This window comes from Vibrio hangzhouensis (genome assembly GCF_900107935.1).
Classification (GTDB): domain Bacteria; phylum Pseudomonadota; class Gammaproteobacteria; order Enterobacterales; family Vibrionaceae; genus Vibrio; species Vibrio hangzhouensis.
Genome location: NZ_FNVG01000005.1, coordinates 167,427 through 186,528, shown reverse-complemented (window position 1 = coordinate 186,528; position 19,102 = coordinate 167,427). Strand labels below are relative to the sequence as shown.

Sequence of the window (19,102 nt, the reverse complement as noted above, 5' to 3'; positions counted from 1 at the left end):
CCGTTTCTTCTCTCTAATCCGAGTCTTTCTTAAGATCTAAACGGAGCATGTCATGGCATCCTCACAATATTTGGTCGGTATCGATTTAGGAACAACCAATACGGTTGTCGCATTCTGTGAAATACAAAGTGACCTTTCCAACTCTCCTGTTGAGCTGTTTGAAATAGACCAACTTGTCGGACCGGGTGAAGTGGTCAGAAAACCATTGCTACCCTCTTTTCGATATCACCCTGCTCAACAACAAGTATCTGAATCCGATCTCACTTTGCCGTGGGAAAACAAAAATGTCGAAGGGGACATCGATAACATCATCATCGGAGAGTGGGCACGGGAGCTCGGTGCTAAAGTCGAAGGCCGTCAGGTATCGAGTGCCAAAAGCTGGCTCTCTCACACTGCGGTAGACAGGGAAGATGAGATTCTTCCCTGGGCGGGCGCTCAAGATGTCCGTAAAGTTTCCCCAGTCATCGCCAGTGCCAGTTACCTGAATCATATTCGACAGGCGTGGAACCATCGTCATCACTACAATAAACTCGAGGATCAAGATGTCGTCATTACTGTCCCGGCCTCTTTTGACGAGACTGCCAGAAAACTCACTTTAAAGGCGGCCAAACTGGCGGGACTTCCTAAAGTGCATCTGCTCGAAGAACCTCAGGCGGTCTGCTACGACTGGTATGCACGCCATAAAGAAACGGCATCACAAGAACTTTCACAAGTCCCGTTGATACTGGTTTGTGATGTAGGCGGCGGTACCACCGATTTAAGCCTGATTGAAGCTACCCACCAAGAGGAAGAACTTGCATTAAACCGGATTGGTGTTGGTGAACATTTGATGCTGGGAGGCGACAATCTTGATCTCGCATTGGCACATCTGGCAGAACAGCGCTTCAACGAGTCTAAAAAACTCAACGCGGCCAGTCTGACCAAGTTGATCCAACAAACTCGCAAGGCAAAAGAAGCATTACTTTCAGACCATGCTCCTGATGAAATGAAAATCACTATGCTAGGTAGTGGTTCCCGTTTGATTGGCGGTACAAAAAGCATTGCGCTGAATAAACAAGAAGTCCACCAAATCGCGCTTGAAGGCTTTTTCCCGCAAACGGAATTTGGTCAATTACCAGATAAAAAACGCAGTGCAGTCGTCGAGTTTGGCCTGCCCTATGTCTCTGATCCCGCCGTCAGTAAACACGTCTCTGAGTTTCTTCATTTACATCAGGAAGTCGCGAGAGAAGCGCTAAACGACGAAAGTGAGCCTGCGATTCCGGTCGGCTTGCTTCTCAATGGTGGTGTATTTAACAGTGAGTTGGTCACACGTCGTATCGTCGATATCGTAGAAAACTGGAAAGGTAAGCCGATCTCACTACTTTCCAACCCCCATCCAGACTGGGCTGTCGCACTTGGTGCAGTCGCATTCGCAAAAGCTCGTCGCGGTGCTCAGTTGCGAATTGGTGGTGGTAGTGCACGTTCTTATTTTCTGCACTTGCAGGAAAAAAACAAACCGGGTCAGGCGCTGTGCTTGCTGGCTAAAGGAACGGAAGAAAGTCAGGAAATTCGTCTTACCGGCCGTCGCTTTGCATTGACACTTGGCGAACCCGTTCGCTTTAATTTGCTAACGTCAACCCACGATTTCTTCGGCGCTCACCAAAAAGTGCAAAATGGGTTAATGGTACCTATCGACCCCGATCAGTTTATGCCACTTCCACCCTACATCAATACGTTACAGGGTAATGATTTAAAACTGGAGGCTAATCAAAAAGAACGCGTTGAGGTGCAACTAGCCTGTCAGCTAACCGAAGTCGGCACACTTAAAATTGAGTGCGTGAGCGCCACAGATGAAAGCCAGCGCTGGGAACTCGAATTTGAAGTTCGTAATCAGCAGGCTCATGAAGAAACATCTCAAACTCACCCTGGATTAGAGCCCAGCAAAGCACTTATCTCTCGCCTGTACAGCGGTAATAAAAATAGTGCCGATAGTAAAGAGATCAAGCTGCTTTCAAAAACACTCGAAAAGAGTCTGGGTAAAAAGGAAGACTGGGATTTTCATACTCTCCGCTCTCTCGTCGATAGTTTTTCGCTTGGCAGAAAACGTCGCCGTCGCTCAGAGCAGCATGAAAAAAACTGGTTGAGACTTACTGGTTTTTGTATGAGACCGGGGTTTGGGGATGCGACCGATTCCTGGCGCATGGAACAAATTTGGGGACTTTATCAACAAGGTATCCAATTTCAAAATGCACAAGGCTGGAGTGACTGGTGGACTTTCTGGCGACGTGTTTCAGGTGGACTCAACGAAGAGCAACAAGAAGTCATTCTTGGCGACATTGCAAAATACCTCCATCCAGGAGCGATGAAGAATGCCAAAACGTTCCAGGGAGCCAAAGATAAAGGCTATGAAGCTATGGTCAGACTCTCAGCCGGGCTGGAAAACTTGTACGTCGACGACAAGGTACTACTGGCAAACTGGTATCTCAGTAAGGCGATCAATCAGAGTCAGTTCGTTCAGGCTCACTGGTGGGCATTAGGAAGACTCGCTTCACGCACGCCACTCTATGGCAGTCAGCACAATGTGGTATCACGGGAACAAGTCGAACAGTGGCTACCTAAGCTACTCGAACAGGATTGGTCAAAAGAGCCTATGATTGCTTTTGCCTGTGTCCTAATGTGCCGTAAGACCGGAGACCGCTCTCTTGATATTTCTGACGACCTCCGCCATCAAGTGCTAACGAAACTCAAAGGTTCGAAAGCACCAACAAGTTGGCTGGAACTGGTTACTGAAGTGAAGGAACTCTCTGATTCTGACTCGAAAAAGCTGTTCGGTGATGCGTTGCCTGCCGGGCTTCACTTGCTGAGCCATTAAACATTGCTCATACGCGGAAACACACTGCGACAAATAAAGCGGTAATATCCGCTATTCCGAGCTTATTGTCTAACTGGCGTATACATTGCGGTCTGGATCAGACACAACGTCAGTTAGCGGAGGCATAAATGTGAGAAACCGGGTTATCGAATATCAACCCCTTGGTATAGGTGCGTGGATGCGAGTTGAAGTTACGGTTGAAGTGGCAGATGTCCTTGCAAAGGAATACACTGAATACGGATGGCCAGTCCGGGTTTACAGTTACATCTATGATGGACAGCAAAACGAGCTCAATTGAGCTCGTTTTTTCATTCATCAAATGGCTACCCTAAACCTCAGGCCCATTACCCAGGTACTGCTCTTGTCTGAGAAAGCAGGATTCTTAATGTACTGAATGTCAGGCGTCAGCTGTATGTAATCGTTAATAGCCCAGTTAAAGAACAACTCTGAGGTAAATTGGTCATCAAGGTCGCTTCCAAATGCGTCATTGATTTTGCTCCAGTTGACAGCAAACCCAAGATTACTCGTCTGGTTCCCAAGCCCAAAGTAGCCCAGACCAGCGCTAATGGAGCTATCGTAAAGTGCCACATCACCCTTAGAGAATCCTCCTCTCAAAAAGGGCATTAACTGAGGTGTAGCGAAATAGCTTGCAGAAAAATTGAACCCACTTCCCTCTTCATTGCTATAAGTCGTCGACCCATCAGGTAAGGTTATTGTCGACAAATTGTGCCGCGTTCCTCCATCAATGTTCCACGCAGTGATGTGGATATTGTCGGTATAAATCTGTTCCTGAGACGCGGTCCACCCAAATTCAATCGAAGTGAACAATTTACTCCCTTCAAAGAAAGAGCCAAACGGCTCCGATGAATCACCGTTTGCGTCCGCAGCACCACCAATTATGTAGAAGTTGTCGGTTAACATATGGCCCACAGCCACGCCCAATATTCCGTCATCAGGCAAGCCAATTGCACCTGCTCCGGTACTAAATGCAAGGTTGGTAAAGCCCGTCCAGGGGCTTGCCAGCGCATAGGTATCTACGTAGTCTGTAGTATCTAAGTACCCAGCCATAATAGACGTGCGTCCTTGGTTAAGTTTCTGCTTCCAATACAAGTTAGTTAAACGCGCCCCCTGATCGGAATAAGCCGGCCCTATCATTCCAACATACCCGATGCCATCAGGAAGAGTTGGCGTTACATTACCAATAAAGGCAAACTCCTTTGGCGACAAGTCAGTATATTTATGTCGGTGCTCCACCTTCCACACTAATCCGCCAGTGTTACCCGATTTTAAGCCTACAAGATTCCAGCTTCCGTAGAAACGAACAATTCCAGAAGCAGCATTATCTACCCCACCTTCTACAGGATTTGTCGCATTAAGCCCAAGAGCTTGATAGTCAATACCAAAAGTCAGGTTACGTTCTTTTTCAAGTAGTTCTCGCCAGGTCAGCTTTGGGCTAGGCTTTCCTTTGAGCGTATTGTCTACCGAATCCGGGCTACCAAAGTCGGTGGCTGCCGTTACCACTGGAAACACAAGTGCGCTAGAGACGCCGACAGCAAGAACCAAATTACTCCACTGCTTTCTCATTGTTACCTCCATTAAAGTGACTCTGCCTGGTAATAGTCTTGAATATTCACCGCATCCAACTTGTAGCCCATAGTAATGGCGGTATTGCCGTCAACCAGGAAAACATCTTCTGTTTTTTTGTCGTTTTGAATAACGCCTTCTATCCACACTGGGTATTGCACATTCTTAATCTCAAACCCTTTCGGATAATGAACTCGAATTATTTGATTAGCCGGAGGCGGCGGTAAATGAATACACGCTCCGGCGACAGGTACCAACAAAAACTCGGTCGTTTTTAACCCGTCCATATCGAGCGGCACAATAAAGCCTGCCATTCTTATCGAGCGGTGATTAAATGCCTCCGTTGTCTGTTCAGCCCGATTTTTCATCTGCTCCATAAACTGCCGTCTTTGCTCCAGCAGAAAACGTGCATCTATACCTTGAGCACTTAACTCGCTTATTAGTTCTTCAGACTTTGCTTGATTCTCTGCACTCGGAACAGAATCTAAAAGCAATATCATTTGTAAGCTTTCACGTTGACGCTCGGTAATATCGGGCAGGTTTGTCTCTATATTAGCCGTCTCTGGTTGCAAGTCTTTCCATTGAATGGTCACAGGCTCACTGGCATGGGCTAAAACAGACAAGATCGGTAGCAGTAGAGCAATCCACCAGTTCATCATTTCCACCTATTGATTAACAAAGCGGCGAGGCCAAAGTTCTCACTCGCCGCATGTTCAAGCTTTAATCCGGTTACAGCGTATTTTTGTATACGACACCATCTTTCATGATCACTTTTATCGTTTCGATATCGTGTCCTCGCTCCTCCGCATCAAACCATTTCTCATTCGCGCCAATGACAGTGAGATCTTCCAGCGGGTTACCGTCTACCAATAGAAGATCAGCATAAGCGCCCTCCTCTATGACACCCAACTTACCCTCTGGATACGGATCCATGACGCCAGACAACTTCACAATTTCACCGTTAACAGATGTAAGGCCTTTTAATGTGAAGAAATTGCCCAGCTCTTTACCCGCCAGATAAATGGTGTGGTCAGTTTGTTTTATACAGGCAACCACATTACCTACGCAGTCTGTGTGAAATCCCCATTTTGGCTGATACTTGTTGACGTTCTCAATATATTTGGAGAAAGCTTTGGTCGCAGTTTCTGCTTTACGCTTTGACGCCGGATTTGAATTTATCGCCTCAATTTCCGTTAAATAAGGAGAAAATGCTGTCATATTGGTTGTGATATAAGCCCCTTTCTCTTTCATTTTCTTGGCGATATCACCATCGAACATGAAACCGTGTTCAATCGTTTTTACCCCGGCATCAAGGTTACGAAGTATGGCTTTCTTGCTATAAGCATGGGACATAACGTATGACCCGTAAGCTTCGGCGATTTCAACGGCTGCTCCAATCTCTTCTGAAGACATCGCATTCAGTTGCCATGGGTCAAAAGATGAGGCCACTCCTCCCGAAGACATGATCTTAATTTGGGTATTGCCTTGTTTGAAGTTTTGTCGAGCTGCTGCTTTTATTTCGGTAATTCCATCAGCATTGAAACTGACGCTGTTCCTCGCCATGCTGGATGAAGAACCAAAAAAGTGCTGATTCGCTGTGGTTAGGTTGCTAAAGTCGGCGTGTGATCCGGTCGGTCCGATAAACGCGCCAGAAGTGTACAATCGAGGTCCCTCTAACATTCCTGAGTCGATTGTCTTTCTCAAACCAGTGTTCAAACCACCAGCATCACGCCATGTGGTAAATCCAGACCGAAACGCAGCTCTCGCATTAACAGTCGATCGCGCTGCCAACTCTTCCACGGTTCTGTTATTTTCGTGATCGCTTAAATTGCCACCGTTTAGAAGTAAGTGTCCATGGCCTTCGATCATTCCGGGCATTAGGGTCATATTATTGCCCTCGATTACCTCTCCATCCTTGATGTCCGGCTGTTCTGAGGAAATCGTCTTTATCAGATTATTTTCAACCAGCACATATTGATTTTCATAGAGCTTGTTGTCCAATCCATTGAAAACATTGACATTCTTGAATAGTACCGTGTTGGCGTTCGCACTCAATGCAAACGCGCAAGACACCGCAACAATAGAGAGTTTACTTCTCACTGAATTCATTACCCACCTCACAGTTAACAGTTTATTAACATATAAACTTTAGACGGTAATGTATATGCTGACGAGCTTAAGGTATTGCCATTTAGCGACAATACTTTACTTGGCATCAATGGAAGCTCGATATTGAGAGGGCGTCACCCCCTCGTATCGCTTGAATGCTCTTGTGAAATGGGCGCAATCCGAGTAGCCAAATTGTTGTGCTATTTTCGATACGTTATGGGAACGAGTTAATGCGCTCTTGATGAGTGCAAATAGAATTTCCTCACTGAACTCTTTGTAGTTAGTGCCTTCTTCTCGTAAGCGCCGCTGTATTGTTCTTGAATGGATATTGGTAATGTCCGAAGCCATATCTAGCGGGAGTTTGCCCGCTGTAAAGTAAGGAGATAACGCCAATTTCAAACTTTGAGTAAAGCTTAATATAGTTGGCATAAACTCATTTGGTTCGGAAGATTTTTTCCCTATCGTTACCAACTGTTCAATGAGTTCATCGTCAATTTTTAGCGCCGTCACCGGTCTCTCAGAGTAAAATCTCACCTTATGTAACTCAGGAAGTTTTAGAAAATCGTCAATGACATTACTCTGAACACCAATTTCTGTGGGTTGATATTGACCGTGAGTAAGCTGCTTTAATAACTGCACCATAAAAAGTACCGAGAACATTTCAGCATATTTGAACCACACTTCTTCCACGCCACTTTTTTCTCGAACTAACCACCACGATCCGCCTGCCTGTTTAACATAAACTTTGGTATTCGAAGACTCTCGCTTAAGAAGTTCTCCAAATTCAGTGAGACATACTTTCAATGATACGCCGTCTTCGAGCTTTTCCAGATAGCTGGGAACATACTTGACTGAACACATTTCCCATACTCTCAACCCATATTCACTTATTGAAACGGATTGACCGAGTTTTTGCAGTAAGTTCTTTAAGGTTGACTCTGGCAGGTAGAGATATTCAGGTTGGTCAATGAGCGTATTCGGTACACGCGTTTCTCTGAGCAAAGGCAACAGGTCAATATTTAGCCCTTCAAATAGCCTGGTAAAAAACAGAACATGCTCTGTTCTTACTATATGTACCTTGTCGTCTTTTTTTGGTCTGCCCATGTGATATGACAATAATTATGAATGACTTGTTTAAGAATAGTTCACAACTGAAGTCTAACCAGCTGAAATGACTTATCTTTGAATACCTGAAAGTCCATAATTCTACAAATATTATGCCTTTCTCGACTACTGTTAATTGTCAGCTTTTAATTAGAGAGCCAGAAGTAGATGATTTCAGGCTCGAAATTGAGATTTCACACATCATCGAACAGCAGAAAGTTGCCATTTGACCGCAAAGCACTAACCTAAGGTTAAGTCAACGGATATTATGGTAGCAACTCACGAGCACATGACATTAAATGCCACCCACTCTACACTCTTAATCAAATCTGGTTATGCCCGAGTCTTGGTCGAGCTGTTTCGAGAGAGCTACCAGGACCCCCACCATTTGATAGAACAGTCTGGTTTACCACACGATTTATTCGATTTAGATCAAGAGTTTGTGCCACAAGAGCCCGTCAAGAAGTTGATCTACCTGCTAGCAAATCAGCTCGACACCCAAAGTTTTGGTCATTTGCTGCGTACGGCAATCCGAGAAAAAGTCATACCGCGACTGATTGGTGAGTTCGTTCACTGTAAAGACATCAGAGAAGCGCTTGAACATAGTCGCGAAGTCTACCAGTTTGACGCCGTTGGCGTCGATGTTGGCGTAGAGCGAAGCCACGGAAGAACATGGTACTGGTGCAATCGCCAATATAATGGCGGAAGCATGTACCTTTGGGCAGAAATTTGGACAGTGATCTATATGATAGAGTTAATACGGGCACTGACATCTAGTGAATGGACTCCAAAACAGATAAAACTTCAAGCCAGCGACGAATCCATAGCCAAAGCCATTGTCGGTGGTTCGGTACAGTATTTTGTAGGAAGTCAACGCATTGAATGGCTGATTGATGAGTCAATATTATGCCAAAAGCCAAACATATCAATCGATTCGAAGCAAGGTGAACAGGCTTTGGTTGCCTGGCATGGCAATTTTACCGACAGAGTCTTTACGGCATTGCTGCCTTATGTCAAAGAACAGAACCTAAATCTGGATCAAGCGGCTAAATTGCTGAAGCTCTCAGCAAGAACGCTGCAAAGGAAGTTGAATGACGAACGCACCAGTTTTCGCCATATAAAAGACAATTTGGTTTTCACCGTTGCCATCGAAATGATGGAAGAAGGCCACTCATTGACACATATTTCCAGCCAGTTAGGCTTCGCTGATCTGGCCCATTTTTCCCGCTCTTTCAAGCGCATCTGCGGATTGACGCCAAAAGTTTATCGCAATACCATTCTCAGCTTAAATGATTAGCATCTGCGTTATTCCGAATAAGCCGCTACTTATGCCCCCTGGAAACGTCGTCTGATTTTGGCATTTTGCGGCTCCCTAAACGATAGATCTTCTCTGCTCTGGTGCCAAAAAACCAAAAGCTCGCCGCCAACACTGCAAAAAATAACGCTTTATGAGTGCCTTCCCAAAAGTACTCCACAAAACGGGTATAGAGGTTGATAAAAATAAAGATCAAACCAAAGCCTCTACTGAGTTCATCGTCGAACTTAATACCAAAGTACAACGCGGCCACAGATGACATTAGCAATAGTACCGACCAATTCAGCAGTGAGAGCTGAGTAATTTGGCTCCATTCAGCCAGTTCAGAGTAGTTGCCGAATATCGACACCACCCATAACGAAAAGAAGAATACCGCTAGCCCTAGCGCTCTTGTGGTAACCGCAAAATCCTCTTTAGCTGGCCACTTACGCTGTGCGTATACAGCAGCAGTGATGAGCATGCCACCAAAGCCTACGAATCGTAACGGGAAATTTAACCCCAGGAAATAACCCGACTTATCCCACTGATACGTTTCAATACCAAACCAGCACGCCAAAGCCAGTAATGCACACAACCAAACGATCAATGAAGGGATCCACAACCCCAGAATGCCATAAACAATAGCGGCAAGCAGAATGAGCTTAGTTAAGCTGTCGGTCTCAATAACCTGGCCAATAAAGAAGATGGCAATAGCAGTACTCACAATACCCAATACAAACAAAGCTTCATTACTAAATGCTTTGTCAGGGAATATAGATTTCCGTCTCACTCCGGAGTAATAAAACATTGCAGACACAACGGCAAAGAAACCACTTTTCGCCAGATCAGGGGCATCAAATACGTTCTGAATCAGTGCGATAAGCCACTCATCAAGAAGAACAGAGAGTACCGAGAAAACAACACATACAATGGCGACCCAGAACGAATACTTGGCAATCAATGACCAATCTACGCTGGTTACCTGATAGCTGGCCTTTAGTTTTTCCGAGTCGGACTGAGTAATCACCCCCGTCTCTAACCATTCATCAATCGCACTTCCTACAATGCGCCCTTCTCTTTTCGAAAGCTTCATGTTGTATACATCCAACTACTTTATTATTAAGGGGAATACCATGTCATGCTCATCATGAACGCGCTACCCTAAACAAAGAGAGTGGCTTTAGCAAACAATACCGCATTCCCGGAAATAATTACCCTATCGTCCACAAGCTCCCCATACAAGACACCAGTCCTTTCAGACGCCTGTAACGCAGTTAGACTGCGCTTATTAAGTTGCTTAGCCCAATACGGCATTAATCCAGCATGAATGGAGCCAGTTACAGGATCCTCATCACCACCATTTGCCGGCCAGAAGTATCGAGATACAAAGTCATAGGATAACGATTCAGACTTTGCGGTAACCACGACATCGAAAGGGGCTAATGATCTTAAACATTGATTATCCGTGGCAAGATCTGTCACATCACTTTCTTTGTCATAAATAGCAAAATACGCCTGGTCACTTCTTAATACCTGTCTTGGTGTGATCGTCAGCCCTTTGATCAATTGCTCGGGAATCACATCCACAGGTTCCGGTGTACGAACAGGGAAACTCATTTCGATTCGTTCCTCACCACCTGGCTTCACGAATAAATCCCCAACCTCATTGGTTGAAAAACATATCTCTCCTTGATGACCAACCTGGTGATATAAGATATAGGCTGATGCCAAAGTAGCATGGCCACAAAAGTCGATTTCAGTGAGGGGAGAAAACCAACGAATATGGTAGTGACTGGAGTCCAGGCGCTTGATAAAGGCTGTTTCAGATAGGTTATTCTCTTTGGCAATGCTTTGCATCCATTCCTCGGTAGGATAATCATCGACGATGATAACGGCAGCACTGTTGCCCTTAAAAGGGGTATCGGTAAAGGCATCGACAATCCATTGTGTGACCATAATATTCCTTATGTTGCTTTGCTTGTATAGGCGATTCGTTTTCGATAAACCCTATATACTAGTGCCAGCACTATACATGCAACAGCCGGCACCATTAATGCGACGAAGGCCATGCGAGAATACAGCATTGCCCCCGCTACGCCCCCGGCGACAAAGCCCGTCAAGATGGTAGCAAACAACTTTGCCTTGCGTCGGTCAAAGGCTTCCCCTCGGAGCGTTGAGCCAATCATAATACCGAGATCAGTGACAATTCCCGTTACATGGGTGGTTCGCACCACTGCACCGCTAAACGTTGTCGCCAATGCGTTTTGCAGACCACAGGCAGCCGAGGCAAAATAGCTACCACTTAGCGAGCCATGAAATAAAAGATATGAAGCGATAATTAAAAAAGCACTTTCAATACAGAGCAACCATTCATACTGGCGACCCAGTTTCAAAGAAATGTTGGAAATGAACAACCCCGAGATAGCGGAGCCTATCAAAAAGCTGATGATTATGGTGAACATATGCGCAGCTACTGACCAGTCGGCAAAGAGTTGTGTGCCCAGTAGTGTCGCGGTCCCCGATAGGTGCGAAATAGCCTGATGTTGGAATCCCATCAAACCAATTGCATTGACTGTTCCGGCCAATAAGGAAAGAACAAAAGCGCCAGACTCAATCCAACGAGGCAACTTTGAAATCACGGAATCACCTTAACCAATCACACAAACTTAAAGCCTGCATCATAGTCCTATTCAGGCAGGTTTCTTTGATTTAAAGCACATAATGTGTTGCGGTCCTGCCTCTCCCCCTAGATAAAGCTCGCTCGTATCCTCAAACCCTAGTTTTTGATATAACTTATAGGCGGATTGATTGCGGCAATTAACCGTCAAATAGAGATCCGCTCCGTTACAGTTTAACCAGTTCTCATAATTGGTTAGGATGGTTTCAATGGCGGCTTTCGCCAATCCGAGCCCCTGATAGCGCCTATCAATAAAAAAAGCGCGTAGTCCCACGGAACCGATGGGGCATGTATCCATAGTTTGTGAATAGGCCAGATCTAATATGAAAAAACCGACGGCAATATCGTTAGAATAGATTACCCACTGGCTCTCGCCCTGTTTAGGCAAACTCTCTGACAGAATGTCTGTGATAATACCGACATATTGAACTTGTTCACTACTCACCGATAAATTCGCAACTTCTTCGGTCACTGGCGTGACTAACGGTTTAATCTCTATCATTGCATCACAACTCCCTGTTCGTTCCAGTCGAACTCCATCTGCTTTGCTGTTTTTATAGCGACTTCTCTGCCCAGAAGCTTTTCGACTAATCTTAGACTCATGTCAATGCCAGCAGAAATCCCCCCAGAAGTAATAATTGGTCCACAGTCAACCCAACGTATGCCTTTCATGACCTGTAGTTCTGGAAACATGTTCTGCAATTGCGCCTGATCTTCCCAATGTGTCGTCACTGTATGATTGGAGATGACGCCCGCCTTCGCCAATAAAAAAGCGCCAGTGCATACCGATGCCACGATGGAAGCGGATGCTGCTACACGGCCTATCCAGTCAATGGCGATATTGTGATTCATTTCAGGCTCATGCACACCGCCGGGCACAACCACGACATCCAGATGAGGATGGCTAAGAATCGAATAATCTGCTTCTACTTTAAGGCCACCTCTTGCATTCACGATGCTTCTGGACTCGGCAAGTAGACTGATGGTCAGTCGAGACGACTCAGATACAAAACGATTTGCGGTAGAAAAGACTTCATAGGGCCCCGAGAAATCGAGCACTTCAACGTCTTTATAGATGTAAATCCCTATATTCATTAACAACCTATCCTTTTGCACAACCCTTTGCTTCAGTATTTCAGCTTATAGAGAAATTTCAAGCCAGATTACATACTGCAGACCTTTCAAGCTGTCGAAGTTCCCCGCTTATTGGTTAGCCTTCAGGGCATACGAAGAACTGATAATAAAATGACACCGTCTTTACTCAAACTAATGTGCAGTCTTGCTACTGTTGCGCCATTCATTGAATGTTAAGGATAGTCAATATGTTTAATAAAAAGCTGGCCATTTTACTTGCGCCGCTAGTCATCGTGGGTTGCGGTAGCGATTCCGACACTACTCAACCACAAACCGCTTTGGTTTCATTCAGCATTTCTGATGCTCCTGTAGACGATGCCGATGCTGTAGTAGTTGCGTTTGATGCCATCGAACTGAAGCATGAAAGTGGTCAAAGTTACTTTATCAACGTCGTGGATACAGAAACGAGTGACGATTATCAGCAAATCAACTTACTCGATTATCAGGGTACCGATGCCAAGCTGATTGTGAGCGATGAGCGCATTCAGGTTGGCAGCTACAAAGAAATGATCTTACATACTAAGGCTGGCAACAGCTATAACTGGGTCATTGCAAATGGTACACACGATCTAAAGATTCCAAGTAACAAGTTAAAACTGGGTGGCTTTGAAGTCAGTGAAGAGACTGTGCAAGCTTTCACCATCGAGTTTGACTTGCGTAAAGCGCTTGTGCAAAGAGGCAATAATAGCAACAACAATGGTTACAATCTTAAGCCTCATGGTGTTTCCATTGTCGACAACAGCTCTGCCGCCTCGCTAAAAGGTACCGTAGACGTGAACCTGTTTAGTGCAGGCGAAGCTTGTAGCGCTGATACGGGCAACTTTGTCTACCTGTATGCCGGCCACAATCACACCAGTGATGTCCTTATTGACAACATTGATGAAAATGACCCTGATTACCCTAAAGAAACTGAACTGCCGGAAGGCTACGTCGCACCCTATGCATCGACGTCTGTGACCGAACAGGGTGATTATGCCTTCGGCTATATTCCCGCTGGTGCTTACACGGTTGCGTTTTCCTGCAGCGCCACAGGCGATGACCCAATTCAATACGACCAGCTTATAATTCCTAATCCGGAAGAGCAGATGGCGGAAATCGAGCTCTCTCCCACTCAGGAGAAAATCTACGATTTTGTTGAAATATTGCGCTAGAAAGGCGTTGTAACAACGATAGTTTGTGAGTGAGAGTATAAAGACCACCTCACTCACAAACCCGGAACTACATCACCTCAGCATACCTTTGATAATCCATGAGCCAACGTATCGCATCCTCTGACAGCATTGCAGGCGAATAATAATAACCCTGAGCTGAGCGAATCTGGTAATCCATAGCTAAAACCTGATGTTCTTTGGTCTCGACACCCTCAATAATCACGTCGAAAGCCAGATCATTCGATAATAACGTAATCGCTTTAATAATGGCTTTGGTTTCCGCCTTGACTACCGCTTCCTGGGTAAAGGATTTATCGATTTTTACCGTATCAAATGGAAAACTCTTCAAAAGATCCAAAGACGCATTACCTGTACCGAAGTCATCAAGCTGCAATTTAAAACCCAATTTACGTAGTTCATAGAGTGACTTAAGTGTTTGTTCTTTGTTTTTAAAAATGGCGGTCTCGGTGAGCTCTAAAGGGAAGTGCGCTGGATTGTGCCCCGAATCTAACACCTTTAATTGCAAAGAACTTATAAAATCTTCCCGCTCCAGTTGTACAGCAGATACATTAATGGAAATCGACAGATCGTAGCCCAGCTTTCTCAGCATTCTATGGAACAATATGGCCTTATCAAATACCATCTCCCCCACTTTCACTATGTCGACCGACTTTTCCAGAAGAGGTACAAAAACATCGGGACTGATACTTCGGCCATCGGGGTCCTGCCAACGTAATAAGGCTTCAAAACCAGAGACCTGCATTGTTTTTATATCAATTTGAGGCTGGAACCATACCTGAAACTCCTGTAATTCTACCGCTCGCCTTAATTGGTGCTGCAGTGTAAACAAATGCCGACTCAGATCACCAAGTTTTGTTGTAAACCTAACGATTCCTGATGTCGTGACAGGGTTACGTTTTGCAAAGTACATTGCCGTGTCCGCACACGATAGTAATTCCTTTATTTCATCCCCATCTTGTGGATATCCAGCAATACCAATCGAACACCTGGCACGAATATGCGTGCCATCCACTAAAATTGGTTCAGCGATCGCTTGCTGAAGGTTCGAGGCGAACTCTAATACTTCCGACTCACTTTCGCTGTAGTGCAAAATGGCGAATTCATCGCCCCCCAAACGTGCAATGTTGTCACCATGGTATGCTGTACGTAAAATCACCTGGCTGACCGAGCGTAACAATTGATCACCGGCAATGTGCCCGAGGTTGTCATTGACAGATTTAAGGTTATCAATATCAAGAAATAGCAAATAGCCTTCTTCTTGTTTCGATAAGTCATGAAACTGAAAATACTCAAAAAAGCGCATTCTGTTTGGTAAGCCTGTCAAATAGTCTGTTCTGGCCAACTCTCTGGCGCTAAGTTCTGCTTGTTTACGCATTTCCACTTCATCTAGCAACTCCTTTCGGCTTACTGTAGTTGCTCTGAGCTTTTGATACATAGCCTCCAGGCTAACGGTAAGTTCGTACCACTCTTTGATGGACGGCTTGTTGATTTTAAACAAAGCGGTACCATCACCGATTTTTTTTAGTTCAGACTTAACAGTCTTTAGCGGAATAAACAGAGCCGTATACAAAACTAGAAGAAGTGCCAGAGCAAAAAAAGTCGTCACTGATAAAGCCAATTCCTGATAGCTGGACAATCTACTTAACTCTTCCGCTGATAAAATTCGCGTCTGTTCACTTAAATTATGCAGATGCGTTATCAAGTTTTGGCTGTAAGTATTTAGGTTAATAGTGATCCACTGAATGTCCTTTTCAATGGACGCTTCTTTCAATAATTCAAATTGTTGCCGAATCCGATAAATATCAGTGCCGAGACGTTTAGCCAACGACTGGTCACTTTGCTGCGTCAAAAACAACAGTTCAACAGATTGTCGTTCAATCTTGTCTAACGTCTTTGACCATTTAGTCAAAGAGTTTGTGGAATGGTAGAAATTAAAGTCGGCAACAATTACGTTTAGCCGGTTCGCCTGCTCACTTATAATGAATGCTTTTTGCTCCAGTTCTGACACCTGTTCTCGGATTAATTTTCGCTGGTCACCAATATACAGAATGACCGACATAAGAGTCAGAAGAGTCAGAACTAATAATGTCAGTAGCTGTTTAATACTAATTTTCATAATCAACGATCGTTTGCTTTAGTGGCGCCACATTTTTTAGAGGTCCCGCCCTTAGTAGCTCATGAAGAGGTACACTCCTTACTTGGTCAACACCATGCGATTGAAGCCAATCCCTCTCTCGCTCTAATAACGGAATCAACGGCTGATACAACGACACTTCTAGTACGCTATCTTCTAGTATGTTATTTAACTTATCTGCATCTGTCTTTAACCTATTCGTGAGAATATGCTCTGCAAACTCTGTCTGGCGCTGAATAAAAGTCTCCGTTTCGATCAAAACTTTGAGAAACTCTTCCAGCTCATTGTTATCTACCCGGTTATTGACAAGCATTAACTCATACTGCAGATAAACGCCGGGATAAGACCTGACAACCACAGGCCGATTCACTTCGGCCACTAAATTTGAAATCAGTGGCTCCCGCGTTGTAATAAAATCGCAGTCACCAGAAATTAACTTTTCATTGAGTTCGGCTACATTAAAGTACTGGAACGTTACGTTATCGATACCACTTCGCTCTGTCAGAATCTGACCAAAAAAGTGCAGCGCAGAAAGATACTGAGTACATAGAGTCTTACCTTTCATATCTGCCAGCCCTTCAAAATCACTAAGGCTAGCGATCGCGTTAACATTATCAGAATCAAATACAGTAGCTGCGACACGATAATCAGGTAACAGATGTTGATGTCCCAGATAGGCTATATCAGAAAGGAAAATAAAATCGGCATCTATTTCATTGGCTGCGACAGCACGCATAGCGAGTTTACCGCTGGGCAGTCCAACAACCGTAATATCAATTTGATGCTCTGCAAAATGTCCAGTGCCCTCCGCGACTAAGAGTAATGCTGAACTGGGCTGTAGCCCCACAGCTACCACCATTGTTGTCGGTTGAGGAGATGCCACATCCTGGTCTCCACACCCAATCATTAAGCCGATACACCCCAAAACTAACGGCACACGAATCATGTCTGTACCTCATTCTTTTTCTTTCACTATAGTAAACAATCATTCATCTGGTAAACATCTAAAAAAAAAGTTTATTATTGGTTGATGTTTTATCCAACAAACACTTATGGACCTAAAGCACATTGCTATGTCTGGTCAGCAATGGTCTAATAAGTCATGCTTAAAAGTCGTCTACAACAGCACTTCGTCTGTGATGAAAGGAACGTATTCTCATGCCTCAACACCAACCCACTTTTTTCTTCTTCGACTACGAAACATGGGGGGTTAGCCCTGCTAAAGACAGGCCATGTCAATTTGCGGGAGTGAGAACCGATGCGGACTTTAATATTATTGGTGAACCTCTGGTTATTTATTGCCAGCCGCCATCTGACTACTTACCGTCTCCAGAGGCCGCGCTAATCACGGGCATCACGCCCCAGCTTTGCCAGGAAAAAGGCCTGACAGAGCCTGAGTTCATTGCAAAAATTCATGAGCAGCTTGCCACGCCAAATACCACCAGCCTTGGCTATAACAGTATTCGCTTTGATGACGAAGTCACCCGCTATACCTGCTACCGTAATTTTATTGACCCATACGCGTGGAGTTGGCAAAACGGGAACTCTCGCTGGGATCTTCTGGACGTAATGAGAGCATGCCATGCCCTGCGTCCGGATGGTATCGAGTGGCCAGAAAACGAAGATGGATTCACTAGCTTTAAGCTTGAACACCTTTCCGTTGCCAATGGCATCGAACATGAAAACGCGCACGATGCAATGGCAGATGTGGTTGCTACCATTGAGCTCGCCAAAAAAGTGAAATCAGCTCAACCAAAATTGTTCGACTATTTCTTTTCGATGCGACAAAAACGCAAACTTAATGAACTGGTTGATATCGTTAACATGACACCACTAATGCATGTATCAGGCATGTTTGGTCGAGACTGCCAGTATACCAGTTGGGTGGTACCTATCGCATGGCATCCCACCAATCAAAACGCAGTCATCGTTGCCGATCTTGCAAAAGACCCACAACCTTTGTTGGATCTGGATGTTGAGCAGCTAAATCAACGACTTTATACCAAACGTGAAGATCTCGGGGACAACGAAAACCCTGTACCGCTTAAGCTGATCCACTTGAACAAGTGTCCAATTCTGGCACCAGCAAAAACATTAACTGCAGACAACGCTGCAAGTATTGGTATCGATCGCGAACAATGTCTTAAGAATTTAGCCGTTATCAAACAACACCCGGAAATTCGTGAGAAGTTGATCGGCTTATACAGTATTGAGAAGGAATACCCAGAAGATACTGATGTGGATTCACAGCTCTATAGCGGTTTTTTCTCACCGGCCGATAAAAGTGCCATGGACATCATTAGAGAAACCGACCCAAATAACTTGTCGGCGTTAGACATTAGTTTTAGTGATTCTCGCATTGAACCCCTTCTTTTCAGATACCGTGCAAGGCACTATCCGTGGACCCTTGATGAAACAGAACAACAGAAGTGGGCGAATCATTGTCGAGAATTTTTCGAAAGTCGTATTGAAGACTACATGCTGAATATGGAAAACTTAGTTCACGAACATCAATCTGACGAGAAAAAGCTCGCCATATTAAAATCCGTTTATCGCTACGTGGAACGTCTCGTTTCTTAACTTCTCCTGCCCGTAGCCGAATCGCAGCCATATAACCTTCGTCTTAGTATGGCTGCATATTTAGGAGAGTATTTCCAACAAGAAAAAGAGGAAGCCATGATTAAGACCGCGCTTCATACTGTATTGTCAATTGCTATTATTTTTGCCGCACTTTTTATCGGAAACACAATACAACACCTACTGGATGTGTCTGTACCCGGAAGTATTTTTGGCATGCTCATTTTGTTTTCCGCCATGGCTAGTGGCCTTCTACCTGTAAAACTGGTTCAGCCGGGGGCGCATATCTTTATTCGTTACATGATTTTGCTGTTTGTACCGATCAGTGTCGGTCTTATGAATCATTTTGACATGTTGATAGCCAACGCTCTGCCCATTTTGGCAAGCGCAATTGGTGGAACCCTTATCGTGCTCACAATTCTGGCGCTATTTTTGGATCGATTCCTAAAGAAAGGAGATAGCTAAC

16 protein-coding genes are annotated in these 19,102 nt (G+C 44.7%); 5 read left to right on the top strand and 11 right to left on the bottom strand.

Translation table 11 applies throughout. The annotated features are described in order from the left end of the window. The first annotated feature begins 52 nt into the window (after positions 1 to 52). Positions 53 to 2,851 carry an Hsp70 family protein gene (locus tag C4S60_RS07355; RefSeq protein WP_103879694.1) on the top strand — a complete coding sequence of 933 codons (2,799 nt, stop codon included), beginning with the start codon at positions 53 to 55 and terminating at the stop codon, positions 2,849 to 2,851. Between the two features lie 315 nt (positions 2,852 to 3,166). Here the strand turns inward: C4S60_RS07355 and C4S60_RS07350 are convergent, their stop codons facing one another. The 4 genes from C4S60_RS07350 to C4S60_RS07335 form a co-directional block, all read right to left on the bottom strand. Continuing rightward, complete coding sequence (locus C4S60_RS07350; protein ID WP_103879693.1) at positions 3,167 to 4,447, bottom strand: carbohydrate porin; 1,281 nt, start codon at positions 4,445 to 4,447, stop codon at positions 3,167 to 3,169. Continuing rightward, positions 4,447 to 5,094 (bottom strand): DUF3299 domain-containing protein, encoded by a 648-nt coding sequence (locus C4S60_RS07345; RefSeq protein WP_103879692.1) that lies wholly within the window; start codon positions 5,092 to 5,094, stop codon positions 4,447 to 4,449. The genes C4S60_RS07350 and C4S60_RS07345 overlap by 1 nt, the downstream gene beginning before the upstream one ends. A 70-nt stretch (positions 5,095 to 5,164) precedes the next feature. Continuing rightward, positions 5,165 to 6,544 (bottom strand): metal-dependent hydrolase family protein, encoded by a 1,380-nt coding sequence (locus C4S60_RS07340; RefSeq protein ID WP_103879691.1) that lies wholly within the window; start codon positions 6,542 to 6,544, stop codon positions 5,165 to 5,167. 96 nt (positions 6,545 to 6,640) lie between these two features. Next, entirely contained in the window at positions 6,641 to 7,648 is a 1,008-nt protein-coding gene (locus tag C4S60_RS07335) for a helix-turn-helix domain-containing protein (protein ID WP_103879690.1), read from the bottom strand. Between the two features lie 268 nt (positions 7,649 to 7,916). Here C4S60_RS07335 and C4S60_RS07330 point away from each other — a divergent pair, with 268 nt between their 5' ends. Continuing rightward, positions 7,917 to 8,945 (top strand): helix-turn-helix domain-containing protein, encoded by a 1,029-nt coding sequence (locus C4S60_RS07330; RefSeq protein WP_244183046.1) that lies wholly within the window; start codon positions 7,917 to 7,919, stop codon positions 8,943 to 8,945. A 25-nt stretch (positions 8,946 to 8,970) separates the two neighbouring features. Here C4S60_RS07330 and C4S60_RS07325 read toward each other — a convergent pair whose 3' ends face one another. The 5 genes from C4S60_RS07325 to C4S60_RS07305 all read right to left on the bottom strand — a co-directional run bounded on the left by C4S60_RS07325 (position 8,971) and on the right by C4S60_RS07305 (position 12,714). Continuing rightward, positions 8,971 to 10,035 (bottom strand): DUF2157 domain-containing protein, encoded by a 1,065-nt coding sequence (locus tag C4S60_RS07325; RefSeq protein WP_103879689.1) that lies wholly within the window; start codon positions 10,033 to 10,035, stop codon positions 8,971 to 8,973. 68 nt (positions 10,036 to 10,103) lie between these two features. Further along, the gene (locus C4S60_RS07320) at positions 10,104 to 10,898 is read right to left on the bottom strand and encodes a PhzF family phenazine biosynthesis protein (protein WP_103879688.1); all 795 of its coding nucleotides are present in this window, start codon (positions 10,896 to 10,898) and stop codon (positions 10,104 to 10,106) included. Between the two features lie 8 nt (positions 10,899 to 10,906). After that, the gene (locus C4S60_RS07315; RefSeq protein ID WP_103879687.1) at positions 10,907 to 11,581 is read right to left on the bottom strand and encodes a YoaK family protein; all 675 of its coding nucleotides are present in this window, start codon (positions 11,579 to 11,581) and stop codon (positions 10,907 to 10,909) included. A gap of 51 nt (positions 11,582 to 11,632) precedes the next feature. Next, positions 11,633 to 12,121, bottom strand: a complete 489-nt coding sequence (locus tag C4S60_RS07310; protein WP_103879686.1) for a GNAT family N-acetyltransferase — start codon at positions 12,119 to 12,121, stop codon at positions 11,633 to 11,635. Then, a complete protein-coding gene (locus C4S60_RS07305) occupies positions 12,118 to 12,714 on the bottom strand; it encodes a DJ-1/PfpI family protein (protein WP_103879685.1) in 597 nt (198 codons plus the stop codon). The genes C4S60_RS07310 and C4S60_RS07305 overlap by 4 nt, the downstream gene beginning before the upstream one ends. 227 nt (positions 12,715 to 12,941) lie before the next feature. Here C4S60_RS07305 and C4S60_RS07300 point away from each other — a divergent pair, with 227 nt between their 5' ends. Continuing rightward, positions 12,942 to 13,904 carry a DUF4382 domain-containing protein gene (locus C4S60_RS07300; RefSeq protein ID WP_103879684.1) on the top strand — a complete coding sequence of 321 codons (963 nt, stop codon included), beginning with the start codon at positions 12,942 to 12,944 and terminating at the stop codon, positions 13,902 to 13,904. Between the two features lie 67 nt (positions 13,905 to 13,971). Here C4S60_RS07300 and C4S60_RS07295 read toward each other — a convergent pair whose 3' ends face one another. Beyond that, entirely contained in the window at positions 13,972 to 16,041 is a 2,070-nt protein-coding gene (locus C4S60_RS07295) for a putative bifunctional diguanylate cyclase/phosphodiesterase (RefSeq protein WP_103879683.1), read from the bottom strand. Continuing rightward, complete coding sequence (locus C4S60_RS07290) at positions 16,031 to 17,005, bottom strand: ABC transporter substrate-binding protein (RefSeq protein WP_103879682.1); 975 nt, start codon at positions 17,003 to 17,005, stop codon at positions 16,031 to 16,033. The genes C4S60_RS07295 and C4S60_RS07290 overlap by 11 nt, the downstream gene beginning before the upstream one ends. A 212-nt stretch (positions 17,006 to 17,217) precedes the next feature. Here C4S60_RS07290 and sbcB point away from each other — a divergent pair, with 212 nt between their 5' ends. Both sbcB and C4S60_RS07280 read left to right on the top strand, forming a co-directional pair. Beyond that, complete coding sequence (gene sbcB, locus C4S60_RS07285; RefSeq protein WP_103879681.1) at positions 17,218 to 18,639, top strand: exodeoxyribonuclease I; 1,422 nt, start codon at positions 17,218 to 17,220, stop codon at positions 18,637 to 18,639. A gap of 96 nt (positions 18,640 to 18,735) precedes the next feature. After that, complete coding sequence (locus tag C4S60_RS07280) at positions 18,736 to 19,101, top strand: CidA/LrgA family protein (RefSeq protein ID WP_103879680.1); 366 nt, start codon at positions 18,736 to 18,738, stop codon at positions 19,099 to 19,101. Position 19,102: the final 1 nt, after the last annotated feature.

Coding starts and splice junctions, on each gene's coding strand:
- C4S60_RS07355 (WP_103879694.1), top strand. CDS start 53: ATGGCATCCTCACAATATTTGGTCGGTATCGATTTAGGAACAACCAAT.
- C4S60_RS07350 (WP_103879693.1), bottom strand. CDS start 4,447: ATGGAGGTAACAATGAGAAAGCAGTGGAGTAATTTGGTTCTTGCTGTC.
- C4S60_RS07345 (WP_103879692.1), bottom strand. CDS start 5,094: ATGATGAACTGGTGGATTGCTCTACTGCTACCGATCTTGTCTGTTTTA.
- C4S60_RS07340 (WP_103879691.1), bottom strand. CDS start 6,544: ATGAATTCAGTGAGAAGTAAACTCTCTATTGTTGCGGTGTCTTGCGCG.
- C4S60_RS07335 (WP_103879690.1), bottom strand. CDS start 7,648: ATGGGCAGACCAAAAAAAGACGACAAGGTACATATAGTAAGAACAGAG.
- C4S60_RS07330 (WP_244183046.1), top strand. CDS start 7,917: ATGGTAGCAACTCACGAGCACATGACATTAAATGCCACCCACTCTACA.
- C4S60_RS07325 (WP_103879689.1), bottom strand. CDS start 10,035: ATGAAGCTTTCGAAAAGAGAAGGGCGCATTGTAGGAAGTGCGATTGAT.
- C4S60_RS07320 (WP_103879688.1), bottom strand. CDS start 10,898: ATGGTCACACAATGGATTGTCGATGCCTTTACCGATACCCCTTTTAAG.
- C4S60_RS07310 (WP_103879686.1), bottom strand. CDS start 12,121: ATGATAGAGATTAAACCGTTAGTCACGCCAGTGACCGAAGAAGTTGCG.
- C4S60_RS07305 (WP_103879685.1), bottom strand. CDS start 12,714: ATGAATATAGGGATTTACATCTATAAAGACGTTGAAGTGCTCGATTTC.
- C4S60_RS07300 (WP_103879684.1), top strand. CDS start 12,942: ATGTTTAATAAAAAGCTGGCCATTTTACTTGCGCCGCTAGTCATCGTG.
- C4S60_RS07295 (WP_103879683.1), bottom strand. CDS start 16,041: ATGAAAATTAGTATTAAACAGCTACTGACATTATTAGTTCTGACTCTT.
- C4S60_RS07290 (WP_103879682.1), bottom strand. CDS start 17,005: ATGATTCGTGTGCCGTTAGTTTTGGGGTGTATCGGCTTAATGATTGGG.
- sbcB (WP_103879681.1), top strand. CDS start 17,218: ATGCCTCAACACCAACCCACTTTTTTCTTCTTCGACTACGAAACATGG.
- C4S60_RS07280 (WP_103879680.1), top strand. CDS start 18,736: ATGATTAAGACCGCGCTTCATACTGTATTGTCAATTGCTATTATTTTT.